Genomic DNA, 13,888 nt, shown 5'->3' on the forward strand with positions numbered 1-13,888 from the left:
CTTCTACAATCCGCTGCGCCGGCACTCGGCGCTCGGCTACCGCTCGCCCGTCGTCTACGAGAATGAAACCCGCTCCGACCCGTTGCCCGAGACCCTGCTCAGCCAAGCCCCTAAACCGTCCACAAAAACGGGGCAATCCCACGAGGATCGACTTCTCCCGACCGGGCAAGCCGACCGACAACGCCTACATCGAGTCGTTCAACGGCCGCCTCCGAGCGGAATGCTTGAACGCCTCGTGGTTCCTGTCGCTGGCCGATGCTCGCGAGCGCGTCGAGGACTGGAGGTGCCACGACAACGAAGATCGTCCTCACACGGCCCTGGGCGGCTTGACGCCCCGCGCCTTCGCCAACCAAGCTGTCACCGCCCGAGAACTTGCATAGGTCGTGGACCACAAACGGGGTCAACTCCAAACCTACCGCGCACTACCTTTACGCTCGGGCCACCCCGCGGGGGCCGATCAGAGGCGTGTTGGCGTTGCATCGGCATCCTCCTGTTTCACCGATACTGCCGCGTTCGCCTTTAGGTTATCTATGGAGTGGATCGCGCCACTTGCGGCAATGATTACCGACGGCGCAGATCGTGGGTCCGGCCGCCCTGCCAAAGCGCGCTCATGACAGATGTTGCCGCTGTGCAGTCCCGAGTGGATCGTCTGTCGGGGCGCCGCGTTTAGCCACATGTCCGCTCATCAGACGCCCTCGCCGAACCCTGCTCGCCTCGCGCTGACGGAGTCCGCCCTCGCAGCAGCGGATGTCCTATGGCGTGCCGAGATGCGACGAAACTACGGACCGGATGGAGTGCTGATCTACGCCTTCTCGCCCGAGGGACAGGGCGGGCTCGGCACGCCGCTTCGACGGACCTATGAGGCCCGGCGCGTTGCCGTCGCGTTGTGGCGTCACGAACGGCGGCGGCCAAAGCGGTGATTCTGAGCCAGCGGTCAGTTCACCGAAGCGGCAACTGGTAGAAAGGCGAGATGACGCAATGGCCGAGACCGACAAGCCACAGTGCGAAAGCATCGTGCCGCCAACGGTGCCGATCCGGAACGCCAACGTGCCTGACCCGACCACGGGTAGCGAGCCTGAAAGCAAGGATCTGGTGAAGGACTCCGAGAGCAAACCCGACGATCCGGACAAGGCGGCCGAGGATGGCTTGGCCTAGCTCGTCTTCTGCCGACTCGGCATCTCACCAGCTGCGATCAACGCACTCGTGATTGCCACCATCCGTCGAACTTGATGGCGGGTTGCATCGAGATCTTCCGTCCGAGGTGGCCGGTTCTCAGAACCGACGATGGCGGACGCGCCATAAGGCGAGCCCGCTTCAAGCATCGCACTGTCGGTGTAGCCGGTCGGCAGGATCACCATGCCAAGATGCGCCATCGGGGCATACAGCGAGAGCGTGACGACCTCGGATCCACCGTGTGGCCAGGAGGCCGCCGCGAAGGCACCGCCGACCTTGCCGGCAAGCAGGCCGCGTTTCCACTGCGGCCCGAGCAGGTCCAGGTAGTTTTTCAGCTCTGTCGCCATCGCTCCGAAATAGCAGGGCGTGCCGAACAGGATCGCGTCGGCCCACTCGGCATCCTCATGTGTGGGAGCCTCGTAGAGGGCATTCTGCCGAGCGGCGCTCTCGGTCCACCCGTCGACTTTCGCCATCACCGCTGCGTCGACGACTTCACGCGGCCTTCGCAGGCGTATCTCGGCCCCCGCTTCGCGTGCGGCCTGAGCCGCCGCGGTTGCGAGGGCTTCCACGCTGCCGCTGCGCGAGTAGTAGACGATCAACAAGCGAGTTGGGCCAGAAAGGGGATCCGTCACAGCACTCTCCTATGGATTGGTGCGACGGGCTGACAATTGCGGAGAGGGCAACGCGCCGGGCGCCCGTACCGGAGCGTTGGAGAGCGATGAAGCGTCTGCCGTATGGCCGATCGTTCTGAGCGAACTCGCCATCTGGCCGGCCATCAGCAAGGTCAGCGCTGCCAGCATCAGCCCGGTGCCTCCGATTACCCCGTAGAACATCGGCATGCCGGGACCACCGTGCCGACCGTTTTGGCTGGAATGCCGTTCTGTCACCTGAAAACCTCGCTGATCCACAATTGCGGATCCGAGTCGGCAACAGGCGCTCCCGCTAATAGGTCCGCCCCTGTGGCGCCATAGCTCGTAGGTTGACTCGGGAGCGGAAAACCGGCGCTCCGCCTCCAGGAGCCGCCGGGCAATCGACGGCCCTTGCCGCTTGGGCTGCACCAAGCAGGTCACTCCCAGGTTTCCCTGAGGTCGAGGGGAATAGAACCGACCTACTCGATCACCTCGACGATGCGGCGCGTCCCCGGTTCGACGAGCACGGGGTGGTCATTGACGATGGTGTAGTTGAAGTTCGGCAATGCGAATTCGGATGGCACGTCGTAGTAGACGACGCCGTCCTCCGGTAGCACCGTTCCAACCCGCACCGGTCCCGCGTAGGCGAACGATGGACGTCGCTCGCCGACCACGTAGATGCGGAAGCGCTCGCGCCGGTCGATGCCGAGCATGCTGTTGGCCGTACCGACTGCCGCTCCGATCGCCCCGCCGACCACTGCGCCGAGCGGTCCCGCGATGGCCTCGCCACGCTCGCGACCATCCTGTGCACCGCGCGCCGCACCCTGTGCATGAGCCGGCGTCACGGCTCCGAGCATCAGCACGACCGATAGAGAGATCCGAAGTCGCATAATAGCCTCATCAGGCAGCATGAAGGGTATCGAAGGTCAGCGGCACCATGGAGCGGCCCCGCACCATCGGATCGGAGTCCGATCAATGGACCCTGTCGTCATCGGATCCGTAGTGGCCGGACGCGCAAGTGACCCTTCGGGTGGCCGGTTGGCCTTCGCCAGCATCACGGCCGAGAAGCAACAGAGCGCGAGGGCAGCGACCCAGAGGACGCCTCTCAGGGTTCGGGTCGTTCGCTTGGACATATCCCAGACGCTGACGGCCATCGGTTAGCGAACTCTTGCACGGCACGGAATGCGTCTGGTGGCGGCTGGCCCCTCAGGCGCGAACCGCCCTCGGTCATAGCCTTCCGATGCGGCATCTTGCGCCGAGGCGGGCCGCGGGGCGCAGTAGGCCTTATTTCAGGGTGGCATCGTGTGCCCCTCGGCGGGGCGGGCACCGCGGTGCAAGTCCGGTGCTTCGCGCGATACGAAGGCATACCCAGCATGGTTCAGGATCTGCCGGAGCTGCCTGCAGAGGCATTCGCCAAGCAGGATCGCAGTCCCGATCCGCTCTTCTATGCGCAGCCGCGCCTCGTCACCCACATCGATGCCGCCGCCATCGCCGCCGTGACCGATCTCTACAGGGCGGTCGTACCCCCGAGCGGTGTGGTCCTCGACCTGATGTCGAGCTGGATCAGCCACCTGCCGGGCGAGGTCGCCTACGAGAGCGTCATCGGCCACGGCCTGAATGCGGCGGAGCTCACCGCCAATCCGCGTCTTGCACGGCATTTCGTACAGGATCTCAACGCGCAGCCGTACCTGCCGCTCGACACGGCGAGTGTGGACGCGGCTCTGATCTGCGTCTCGGTGCAGTATCTGCAGCGCCCCGTGGAAGTCCTGTCCGAGCTCGCGCGCGTATTGCGCCCCGGCGCACCTGTGGTTATCAGTTTCTCGAACCGCTGCTTCCCGACCAAGGCGGTCGCGATCTGGGGTGCCCTCGATGCGACTGGACATGCGGAACTGGTTCGCCTGTACCTGCAGCGCGCAGGATTCGCACGCGTCGAGACGCATGTCCTGAAGCCCGAAGGGGGCTCCAGTGATCCGTTGACCGCGGTGGTGGGCTGGACCGCACCAACGTAACTGCCGCGCCGCTCATTCGCGTGCGCGAGACGGATCAAGGGCCATCCCGAATGAAGGATGGCTGGTTCATCGTAGCCTCTGAGGAGCGAAGATGAAGCAGACATCCGGACCGGCCAAGAAGTCGGCAGAAGCGGTGATCAAGGACATCCGTCGGGCCACACGTCGGCAGTTCTCCTCCGAGGAGAAGATCCGCGTGGTGCTGGAAGGCTTGCGTGGCGAGGACAGCATCGCCGAGTTGTGCCGACGTGAGGGGATCGCCGCCTCGATGGACTACGGCTGGTCCCAGGAGTTCCTGGAAGCTGGCAAGAAGCGCCTGTCCGGCGACACGGCTCGTGCCGGCCACCACGGATGAAGTGCGGGATCTGCGCCGCGAGACGGGGGCGCTGAAGGAGGTCGTGGCTGATCTCGTCCTGGAGAACCGTCTGCTTAAAAAAAGCATGAGCGGGGCCGGGGGCGACGAGGCATGAGGTCCCCGGCCCCCGAGAAGCTGGAGATCATCCAGCTGGTCGAGCAATCCCACCTGCCGGTGCGTGCCACCCTGGACAAGCTCGGCATCACGCGCTCGACGTTTTACCGCTCGTACGACGCTTACCACCGCGGCGGCCCCGAGGCGTTGAACGACCATCCTTCGCAGCCGAGCCGGGTCTGGAACCGCCTGCCTGCGGAGATCCGCGAGCAGATCGTTGCCCTAGCTCTGGAGCAGCCTGAACTCAGTCCGCGTGAGCTGGCGGTGCGCTTCACCGACGAGCGCCACTACTTCATCTCGGAAGCGACCGTCTACCGGTTGCTCAAGTCTCAGGACCTGATCACCAGCCCGGCCTATATCGTCATCATGGCCGCCGACGCGTTCCGCGATAAGACCTCGGCTCCCAATCAGCTTTGGCAGGCGGACTTCACCTACCTCAAGGTCGTTGGCTGGGGCTGGTACTACCTGTCGACCGTACTGGACGACTTCTCACGCTATATCGTGGCGTGGAAGCTGTGCACGACGATGCAGGCCAGTGACGTCACCGCCACGCTCGACCTGGCGCTGGGTGCGGTTGGGCTCGATCAGGCGCGGGCGATGCATCGGCCCCGCCTGCTCTCCGACAACGGACCGAGCTACGTCGCCAGTGACTTGGCCGACTGGCTCGCCAGCCGGGGCATGACCCACATCCGCGGTGCGCCTTGCCATCCGCAAACGCAGGGCAAGATCGAGCGCTGGCACCAGACGCCCAAGAACCGCATCCTGCTCGAACACGCCTGCTTGCCCGGCGAGCTGGAGATGCGGGTTGCCGCCTTCGTCGAGCATTACAATCACTGCCGAGCTCATGAGAGCCTCGGCAACCTCACGCCCGCCGACGTCTACTTTGGACGCGGCGAAGGGATCCTGGCGGAGCGGGAACGCATCAAGCGTCAGACCCTCATGGATCGCCGCTTGCGCCATTACGCGCAAGCTGCCTAACCTCTTACCCCAGATGGACCAGAGCCTCCGCTCCTGAACTTCGCAGACTGTCCCAAATCATCAGACGACGGACAAGACACGATGATTAAAAAAACAAGCTGTAGCGTCTACTTCCAAGAAGCTTCAGGACTCGAATAAACGTCAGTTATGCGCGCCAAGCCGAACGTCCGGTCCTGCGCTTTCTGCCAATGCAACGTGAGGTAGTCTGGCCGAAAGCGGCTGGTTCGCTCCGGAGGAGACACGCCGCAAAAGCAGACCGAATCTATCCACCTTACGCCGAATCCCGGACGCGGCCCCCGTCCTAGCAGGCGGGTTCACGGGTTTGGGCTCGCCCCCGGGCCCTGCGCAAGCGAGGGATTGGCTACCGCATCGGCCGCTACGACCCGCATGCCGTCGGACCCGCCTGGCTGCCCGCGCTAGCCCCTCTCCACCATGACGACGATGTACACGCAGGGTACAGACCCCTCGTTACACAGACGGTAAGGGGTCTCGATCGTGAAGGAGAGGGTGTCTCCGGACGAGATTTTGTACTCTCGGCCATCTATCAGGGCAGTCAACTCGCCGTACTGCATCAGGATATGTTTCTCGACCGCGGTCGGATAGACGGGCAGAAGCCCGGATGATTGGCCGGGCGGAATGCAGTGCTTGACGATCTCGACGCCCCCACCCTCGCGCGAAGGCGACAGCACCGTCCGCTCGAAGCCGCTCTGCGGATCGCGAAACGTGACTTGGTCCGTGCTCCGGTTCGACGCGACCCCGGACGCCGCCGGCTCGACGCCGAGCAGGGCCGACATTGAAACGTTCAACCCTCGCGCGATGCGCACGATGATCGGCAGGGTCGGCGACTTCGCGCTCCGCTCGATCGCGGACAGGAAGGCCCGGCTCACCTGAGAGCGCTCGGACAACTCGTTGAGCGTCAAGCCCCGCTTCTTGCGTAGGTCACGGACGCGCCCGCCGAGATTTTTCGAGACTGCCTCGCCCAGTCGCGCTTGCGACTCAGCCTCCCTGTCATGCTCGATCCTCTCGCCGCCGAGCGGCGGCGGGCCGATGTCGGCTGTCGAGGCACGATCAAGATCGGGCGAGGTCTTCATCGGCGGCGAGCCACATCCCAGGATCCCGGCAGCACGGGCCGCCATACAGGGCTTTACACCGGCGATCCAAGAGTCATCGGAGAGTTGAGCCCGCGGGTCGCGCGGTGATCCCCTATCAATCGGGCAAATTCTTCTATAGAAGAAAAGCGTGATCGCGAATCACAAATTCCGGCCGTGAATGCGTGGGCGGGGTGAATAAGGCCGACACGGCCGATCGGGAAGGAAGCGCCTTGAATGCCCCGTGGATCCGGGGCCGTTCGGTGCTGGCGCGAGGAGCCTCGCCCGAACGTCGTCCGAAGCCTAGCCTCACCCAGACCGACTCTGCCCCGGAGTTTGAGCGCTCGACGGCCGAACCTCGCTGTTCGGTTGTCGAACTTCAGGACAGGACGGGCGGGCTCACCGTACGGTCCTCAGCGTCCGGGGGGGATGTGAGATGGCGACAGCCGGTGTGTTGGGTAGTGCCGCGCGCATGACGGCCAAGGAGAAGCGCGTCATCGTGGCCGCGTCACTCGGCACGGTGTTCGAGTTCTACGATTTCTTCCTGATCGGGCTGCTGGCCACCGAGATCGCCAAGGCCTTCTTCTCCGGGGTGAACCCGACGGCGGGCTTCATCTTCACACCACTTGGGTTCGCCGCAGGCTTCCTGCTGCGCCCATTCGGCGCCATTGTGTTCGGCCGCCTCGGCGATCTCGTCGGCCGGAAATACACCTTCCTCGTCACAATCCTGCTGATGGGCCTCTCGACCTTCGTGGTCGGCCTCGTGCCGACATACGCGACCATGGGCATCACGGCACCGATCGCATTCATCACCCTGCGCATGATCCAGGGGCTGGCCCTCGGCGGCGAGTTCGGCGGCGCTATCATCTACGTGGCCGAGCACGCCCCAGCCGACCGTCGTGCGGCCTGGAACGGCTACGTGGTCCTGACCGCGGCGCTCGGCTTCCTGCTGGCCGTGGGGGTGATCATCCCGCTCCGCTTGAGCCTCGGGGCAGGCACGTTCACGGATTGGGGCTGGCGCGTGCCGTTCTTGGTCTCGGTGATCCTGCTGGCCATATCGGTCTGGATCCGGTTGATGCTCGACGAGAGCCCGGAGTTCCGGCGCATGAAGGCGGAGGGCAAGGGCTCGAAGGCCCCCGTGGCCGAGGCCTTCGGCCAGTGGCGCAACCTGCGCCTGATCCTGATCGCGGCCCTGTGCATCGTCCCCGGCCAAGCGGTGGTTTGGTACACGGGCCAGTTCTACTCGTTCTTCTTCCTAACCAAGGTCCTCAAGGTCGAAGGGTTGACGGCCAACCTGCTCCTGATCATCGCCACCACGCTCTCGGCGCCGCTCTACGTGGTGTTCGGTGCCCTGGCCGACCGGATCGGGCGCAAGCCGGTGTTCCTGATGGGCTTCGTGCTGGCCGCGGTGCTGACCCTGCCGATCTTCCACGCCCTGACCACCTACGCGAACCCCGCGCTGGCGCGGGCGCAGGAGACTTCGCCGATCACCGTGGTGGCCGATTCCGCCGAGTGCGCGGTGCAGTTCAATCCGGTCGGGACCGCCACGTTCACCTCGTCCTGCGACGTGGTGACGGACGCGGTCGCCAAGCTCGGCCTCAGCTACGACCGGCGCAGCAGCACGGGACCGGCGACGGTGCAGGTCGGTTCCGCGAGCGTTGCCGGCTACGCGGGCGACACGGCCGACGTGGCCGCTCAGAAGGCGAGGTTCGAGCGCGAGCTGAAGGCCGCGCTGGCCGCCGCCAGCTACCCGCTCGGCGACGCGGACCCGAACGCCATCAACAAGCCGATGATCGTACTGCTGCTGTTCGTCCTTTTGAGTTTCGGCACCATGACCTTCTCAGCCTCCACCACCGCGCTGCTGGAGATGTTCCCCTCGCGCATCCGCTACACGGCGATGTCGTTCCCCTACAATCTCAGCTCGGCGTGGTTCGGGGGGTTCCTGCCGGCCACCGCCTTCTCGATCGTGGCGGCCACCGGCAACGTCTATTCCGGTCTCTACTACTCGATCGGTGTCGCCGTCGCCGCGGCGATCCTCAGCCTCCTGTTCGCGCGCGAGACGCGCGGGACGGACATCTCCCGGGCCTGACCCGGTCCGCGTCCTGACGCCGGATGCCACAGCGGAGCGTGCCATGAGCCTGACCTACTTCATGCCGACCCGAATCGTCTGGGGTCCTGGTTCCCTCGACGGCGTCGGACCGGCAACCCACGGCCTGGGCTGCCGCAAGGTTCTGGTCGTGACCGATCCGGTGATCGGCAAGCAGGCCTTCTTCGCCCGCGTCCTCGACAGCCTGAGAGCGGCGGGGCTCGAGACTGCGCTGTTCGACGCCTGCGGGATCGACGCGCGTCTCGCGCATATCGACGAACAGGCGGCCCGCTGCCGCGCAGAACGGATCGACGGCATCGTCTGCGTCGGCGGCGGCTCGGTGATGTGCACCGGCAAGGGCGTGGCGATCGTCGCGGTCAACGGTACCACCCTGCGCGATCACCTGGGCGCCGGGAATTTCGACCGGCCGGCGCTGCCGATGGTCATGGTGCCAACCACGGCGGGTTCGGGGTCGGAGGTCTCGCAGTTCACCATCGTCAAGGACGAGGAACGGCATCTGAAGCTCCTCGCGGGCGGGCCGCTGAGCTTCCCGGCGGTCGCCGTCCTCGATCCCGCGGTGCTGGCGACGCTGCCACGGAGCGCGGCGGTTCTACCCGCGGTCGACGCGCTGACGCATGCGATCGAGGCCTACCTGTCAAATCTCGCCTCGCCGCTCACCGACGCGCTGGCGCTGGAATCGGCCCGGTTGCAGGCCGCCTCGATGCGCGCCTCGATCCTCGACGGCGACGAGGCCGCGCGGGCCGACAACCTGCTCGCCTCGGCCATGTCCAACATCGCCTGCGGCAACGCCCGACTTAGCCACGCGCACGCCCTGTCACTGCCCCTCGAAGGCCATCTCGACCTCGCGCACCCGCTCGGCGTTGGGACGCTGGTGCCCTGGACCATGGCCCACAACGCCGCGGCGGCGCCCGCCAAGGGCCGACGGCTCGCCGAGGCCCTCGGGGCCGATGTCGCCGGCCTCACCGACGCGCAGGCCGTCGAGGCCGGCGTCGCGGCCCTGTTCCGCCTCTACGACGACATCGGCTTCGCCCGCCACCTGACACCGGATCGCCTGCCGCCGGAGCGCTGCGCCGAGATGGCCCACCTCGCGGTGCCGGGCCTTTACGCGCCGCAGACGCCGCCGCGCATCGACGAGGATACCTGCATCGTCGCGCCGGCGGCCCGGCCGATGACCGTCGCGCAGGCGACGCGGATCTACGAGCGCTGCCTCGGCCGCTGAAGCCCAGGGGACGCGCGGGAACCAGAGACAGATCAGGAGATCAGGGATGGATGAGTTCTCGACCCCCGGCCGGCCGGGTTCAAGCGCCACGCCGGAGCGCGGGCCGGATGCCGGCGTGCGCGACCTGGACATGTATATCGACGGCGGCTGGCGTGCCTCGGCCACCGGGCGATGGATTGAGACCAAGGATCCCTATACCAACCGGGTCTGGGCGCGGATCCCCGAGGCCGGCGCCGAGGACGTCGACGCGGCCGTCCGCGCGGCGCACGCCGCGTTCTCCGACGGTCCGTGGGCGTGCATGACCGCCAGCGACCGCGGGCTGCTGCTCCACCGTCTCGGCGACGTGATCGCCGCGAACGCGCAGGAACTCGCCGATCTGGAGGTCCGCGACAACGGCAAGCTCATGGTCGAGATGCTCGGCCAGATGAAGTACCTGCCGCGCTGGTTCCAGTACTACGGCGGTCTCGCCGACAAGATCGAGGGCTCGGTGCCGCCGACTGACAAGGTCGGCATGTTCAACTACGTCGTGCACGAGCCGATCGGCGTGGTCGGAGCGATCACGCCCTGGAACTCGCCGCTGCTGCTGGCGGTGTGGAAGCTCGCACCGGCGCTCGCGGCGGGCAACACCGTGGTGGTCAAGCCCTCGGAGTTCGCCTCGGCCTCCATGCTTGAGCTGGCGCGGCTGTTCGAGGAAGCTGGCTTCCCGAAGGGTGTCATCAACGTGGTGACCGGCTACGGGGCCGAGGCCGGCCGCGCTCTGGTCGAGCACCCGCTCGTGGAGCGCATCGCCTTCACGGGCTCCGACCACGGCGGCGCCAAGATCTCGGAGGCCGCGGGCCGCCAGTTCAAGCGCGTATCGCTGGAACTCGGGGGCAAGTCCCCGCACATCGTGTTCGCGGACGCAGACATCGACGCGGCGGTCAAGGGCGTGATCTCCGGCATCTTCGCCGCCGCCGGCCAGACCTGCATGGCGGGTTCGCGGCTGCTGCTGCACGCCTCGATCCACGACGCCTTCGTCGAGAGGCTCGTGGCGCGCATGCGGGAGGCCCGGCTCGGCGATCCCCGCGCGGCCGACACCGATGTCGGCCCGATCGCCACCGAGCCCCAGCTCGCGAAGGTCCTGGAATACATTGAGATCGCCAAGGCCGAGGGCGCCCACTGCGTGCTCGGCGGCAAGCGGGCAAGCGATCCCCGGCTCGGAGAGGGCTGGTTCGTCGAGCCGACGATCTTCACGTGCGTGACCAATCAGATGCGGATCGCCCGCGAGGAGGTGTTCGGCCCGTTGCTATCGATCATGACGTTCGAGACCGACGACGAAGCCGTGGCGATCGCCAACGACACGCCCTACGGCCTCGCCGCCGGGTTCTGGACGACGGATCTCGCGCGGGCCCTGAGCCTGCCCAGGCGCCTGCGTGCGGGCACCGTCTGGGTGAACGCCTACCGTGTGGTCAGCTATCTCGCCCCCTTCGGCGGATTCAAGAACTCCGGCATCGGCCGGGAGAACGGGCTCGCGGCGATCCACGAGTACCTTGAGACAAAGAGCGTATTTATCAATTTAAAATCGTCAATCGCAAACCAATTCACGCTGCAATGAGGTAATTATACATACAGCGAACCGGTCCAAGCTTGGAAATACTGTTGGAACTGGGCGCCCGGGCGCGACGACATAACGGGAGCCCGGGTCAGCGCCCGGCGGCCCCCGACACGGATAACGAAGGAGGCCTCCGATGGCGTTGAACCTGACGCAGAAGCTCGTCCAGTCCCACCTCGCCGAGGGCGACCTCACTCCGGGCGGCGAGATCGCTCTCAGGATCGACCAAACCCTCCTGCAGGACGTGCTCGGCGGCCTCGTCATGCTCGAGTTGGAGGCGATGGGCGTCGAGCGCGTCAAGGTTGGTCTCGCGGCGCAGTACATCGACCACAACCTCGTCCAGAACGATCAGCTCAACGCCGACGAGCACATGTTCTTGCGCTCCGCCTGCCGCCGGTTCGGCGTCTGGTACTCGCGGCCCGGCAACGGCATTAGCCACCCCGTCCATATGCAGAGCTTCGGCAAGCCCGGCCAGACGCTGGTCGGCTCCGACAGCCACACCCCCGCGGCCGGCTCGCTCGGCATGCTGGCCTTCGGGGCCGGCGGCGTCGAGGTGGCGCTCGCCATGGCGGGAGAGCCGCTGCAGCTGCGCATGCCCCGGGTCTGGGGCGTGAAGCTCACCGGCGCGCTGCCCGACTGGGTGAGCGCCAAGGACGTGATCCTGACGCTGCTCGCCCGCCACGGGGTCGAGGGCGGGTTCGGCCGGATCATCGAGTATTACGGGCCGGGCCTGGAGGGCCTGACCGCCATGGACCGGCACGTCATCGCCAACATGGGCGCCGAGATGGGCGCCACCACGAGCGTATTCCCCTCCGATACCGCGACGAATGCGTTCCTCGACGGCGTCGGGCGCGGCGGCGACTGGATGCCGCTCGCGGCCGACGCGGGCTGCACCTACGACGATCACGAGGAGATCGACTTGTCGTCCCTCGTACCGATGATCGCCAAGCCGTCGAGCCCCGGCAACGTCGTGCCCGTGTCTGAAGTGGCCGGTACCGAGATCTACCAGGCCTATATCGGCTCCTCGGCCAATCCGGGGTTCCGCGACTTCGCCGTGGCGGCCGCCATCGTGAAGGGACGCACCGCTCACGACCGGGTGTCCTTCGACATCAACCCGTCGACCCGGGTCGTGCTGGAGACCCTGATCCGGGACGGCCAGCTCTCCGACCTGATCCATGCGGGTGCCCGGGTCCACCAGGCCGGTTGCAACGGCTGCATCGGCATGGGCCAGGCCCCCGCCTCGGGGCGCAACTCCCTGCGGACGGTGCCGCGCAACTTTCCTGGCCGCTCCGGCACCCGGGAGGACAGCGTGTTCCTGTGCTCCCCGGAGACGGCCGCGGCCTCGGCGCTCAGCGGCGTCATCACCGATCCGCGCACGCTCGACATACCCTACCCGCGGATCGTGCCGCCCGCGATGGTGCCGGGCAACACCACGATGCTGGTGTCGCCCCTGGCTGAGGCGGAGGCCCGCTCGGTGCGGCTGGAGAAGTCGGAGAACATCACCACCCTGCCCGATCTCGGCAAGCTCGGATCCGACATCCGCGTGCCAGTGATGCTCAAGACCGGCGACGACATCTCCACCGACGACATCATGCCGGCGGGCGCCAGGGTGATGCCCTACTGGTCGAACATCCCGAAGACCAGCGAGTTCACCTTCGAGCCGATCGACGACACCTACCCGAAGCGGGCGAAGCAGGGCGGCAAGGAGCGCGCCGGCCACGCCATCGTGGGTGGCCTGAACTACGGCCAGGGCTCGAGCCGCGAGAACGCTGCGCTCGCCCCGCGCTACCTCGGGCTGGAGACGGTGCTGGCCAAGAGCTTCGCCCGGATCCACTGGCAGAACCTCGTGAATTTCGGCGTCCTGCCACTGACCTTCCTGGACCCAGCCGACTACGACCGGCTGGAGATGGGCGACACGGTGGAGATCACCGGCGTCGCCGACGCGCTGGCGGCGGGCCGGGAGATCACCGCGAGGGTCCGAGGCGGCAAGGCGACGATCCGGCTGCGGCACGACCTGTCGCCGCGCCAGATCGAGATCCTGCTCGCGGGCGGGGTCATCAACTGGCTGCGCGGGCGCATCCAGGCCGAGCCCGCTCGCCCCGTCGCCTGAGATCCTTCAGCCAGGCCGGCGAGCGGCACCCGTGAGCCGCGCGCGCCGGAAGACGTTGGCACCCGGCTCAGGTCGGGTTCCGCCGGTAAGAACGCCTCGTGCGCTGGCTCCTCAGCCTCGCGCAGCACCTGCAGTTAAGCGCGCCCGGCTGGCCGCGCCACTTCCTGCGGAGGCGCGTAAGCGATGTCCGACGCTCGCTCCGACGTCTGCCGGGATTTGCGAGCGCGGCAACGTATCCCTGAATGCTGATGCGGGTTGGGACCGAAGGGGTGCCTCTGAAGCACTCCGCAGCGGCCTCCAGTGCGGTCGTTAACCTGCATGTCCGCTCCAGCCGCAGGTCTGCTTTCGGGATGTCCTTGCTTCGTCCCAGATGACTGATACCAACCCTCGTTAAGTGGGACTCACGGGGTAGCCTCGGCGGCTGAGGGGTGATTCTGTCTTTGGGTTTGGAGCCCGAGGAGGATGTCATGGCTGCTCCGGTACCGCTGCGGTCAGACTTTGACGCTGACGGTCTGCGC

10 protein-coding genes and 2 pseudogenes are annotated in these 13,888 nt (G+C 66.6%); 8 read left to right on the forward strand and 4 right to left on the reverse strand.

Annotation, left to right across the window (positions count from 1 at the left end):
- Positions 1–134: 134 nt before the first annotated feature.
- Positions 135–380: pseudogene (locus tag MKL11_RS18795) on the forward strand (integrase core domain-containing protein); the annotation flags it as partial.
- 598 nt (positions 381–978) lie between these two features.
- Positions 979–1,155 (forward strand): hypothetical protein, encoded by a 177-nt coding sequence (locus MKL11_RS18800; protein WP_243946140.1) that lies wholly within the window; start codon positions 979–981, stop codon positions 1,153–1,155.
- On the opposite strand, the gene wrbA is transcribed toward MKL11_RS18800, so the two are convergent.
- From wrbA to MKL11_RS18815, 3 genes are all read right to left on the reverse strand, one after another.
- Positions 1,152–1,805 (reverse strand): NAD(P)H:quinone oxidoreductase, encoded by a 654-nt coding sequence (gene wrbA, locus MKL11_RS18805; RefSeq protein ID WP_243946149.1) that lies wholly within the window; start codon positions 1,803–1,805, stop codon positions 1,152–1,154. The genes MKL11_RS18800 and wrbA overlap by 4 nt on opposite strands.
- A 9-nt stretch (positions 1,806–1,814) precedes the next feature.
- Positions 1,815–2,012, reverse strand: coding sequence for a hypothetical protein (locus MKL11_RS18810; protein WP_243946151.1), 198 nt, complete (start codon positions 2,010–2,012; stop codon positions 1,815–1,817).
- A 269-nt stretch (positions 2,013–2,281) separates the two neighbouring features.
- The gene (locus tag MKL11_RS18815; protein WP_243946163.1) at positions 2,282–2,692 is read right to left on the reverse strand and encodes a DUF1236 domain-containing protein; all 411 of its coding nucleotides are present in this window, start codon (positions 2,690–2,692) and stop codon (positions 2,282–2,284) included.
- Positions 2,693–3,175: 483 nt separating this feature from the next.
- Here MKL11_RS18815 and MKL11_RS18820 point away from each other — a divergent pair, with 483 nt between their 5' ends.
- A complete protein-coding gene (locus MKL11_RS18820) occupies positions 3,176–3,811 on the forward strand; it encodes a class I SAM-dependent methyltransferase (protein ID WP_243946153.1) in 636 nt (211 codons plus the stop codon).
- 91 nt (positions 3,812–3,902) lie between these two features.
- A pseudogene (locus MKL11_RS18825) lies at positions 3,903–5,255 on the forward strand (IS3 family transposase).
- A gap of 416 nt (positions 5,256–5,671) precedes the next feature.
- Here the strand turns inward: MKL11_RS18825 and MKL11_RS18830 are convergent.
- Positions 5,672–6,346 carry a helix-turn-helix domain-containing protein gene (locus MKL11_RS18830; protein WP_243946155.1) on the reverse strand — a complete coding sequence of 225 codons (675 nt, stop codon included), beginning with the start codon at positions 6,344–6,346 and terminating at the stop codon, positions 5,672–5,674.
- Positions 6,347–6,779: 433 nt separating this feature from the next.
- Here MKL11_RS18830 and MKL11_RS18835 point away from each other — a divergent pair, with 433 nt between their 5' ends.
- From MKL11_RS18835 to MKL11_RS18850, 4 genes are all read left to right on the forward strand, one after another.
- Positions 6,780–8,432, forward strand: a complete 1,653-nt coding sequence (locus tag MKL11_RS18835) for an MFS transporter (protein WP_243946157.1) — start codon at positions 6,780–6,782, stop codon at positions 8,430–8,432.
- 43 nt (positions 8,433–8,475) lie between these two features.
- Complete coding sequence (locus MKL11_RS18840) at positions 8,476–9,669, forward strand: iron-containing alcohol dehydrogenase (protein WP_243946159.1); 1,194 nt, start codon at positions 8,476–8,478, stop codon at positions 9,667–9,669.
- Positions 9,670–9,784: 115 nt separating this feature from the next.
- A complete protein-coding gene (locus tag MKL11_RS18845) occupies positions 9,785–11,263 on the forward strand; it encodes an aldehyde dehydrogenase (RefSeq protein ID WP_409565881.1) in 1,479 nt (492 codons plus the stop codon).
- Positions 11,264–11,396: 133 nt separating this feature from the next.
- Complete coding sequence (locus MKL11_RS18850; RefSeq protein WP_243946161.1) at positions 11,397–13,370, forward strand: aconitate hydratase; 1,974 nt, start codon at positions 11,397–11,399, stop codon at positions 13,368–13,370.
- The last annotated feature ends 518 nt before the right edge of the window (positions 13,371–13,888 follow it).

The organism is Methylobacterium sp. J-077 (genome assembly GCF_022829365.1).
Taxonomy (GTDB): Bacteria; Pseudomonadota; Alphaproteobacteria; order Rhizobiales; family Beijerinckiaceae; genus Methylobacterium.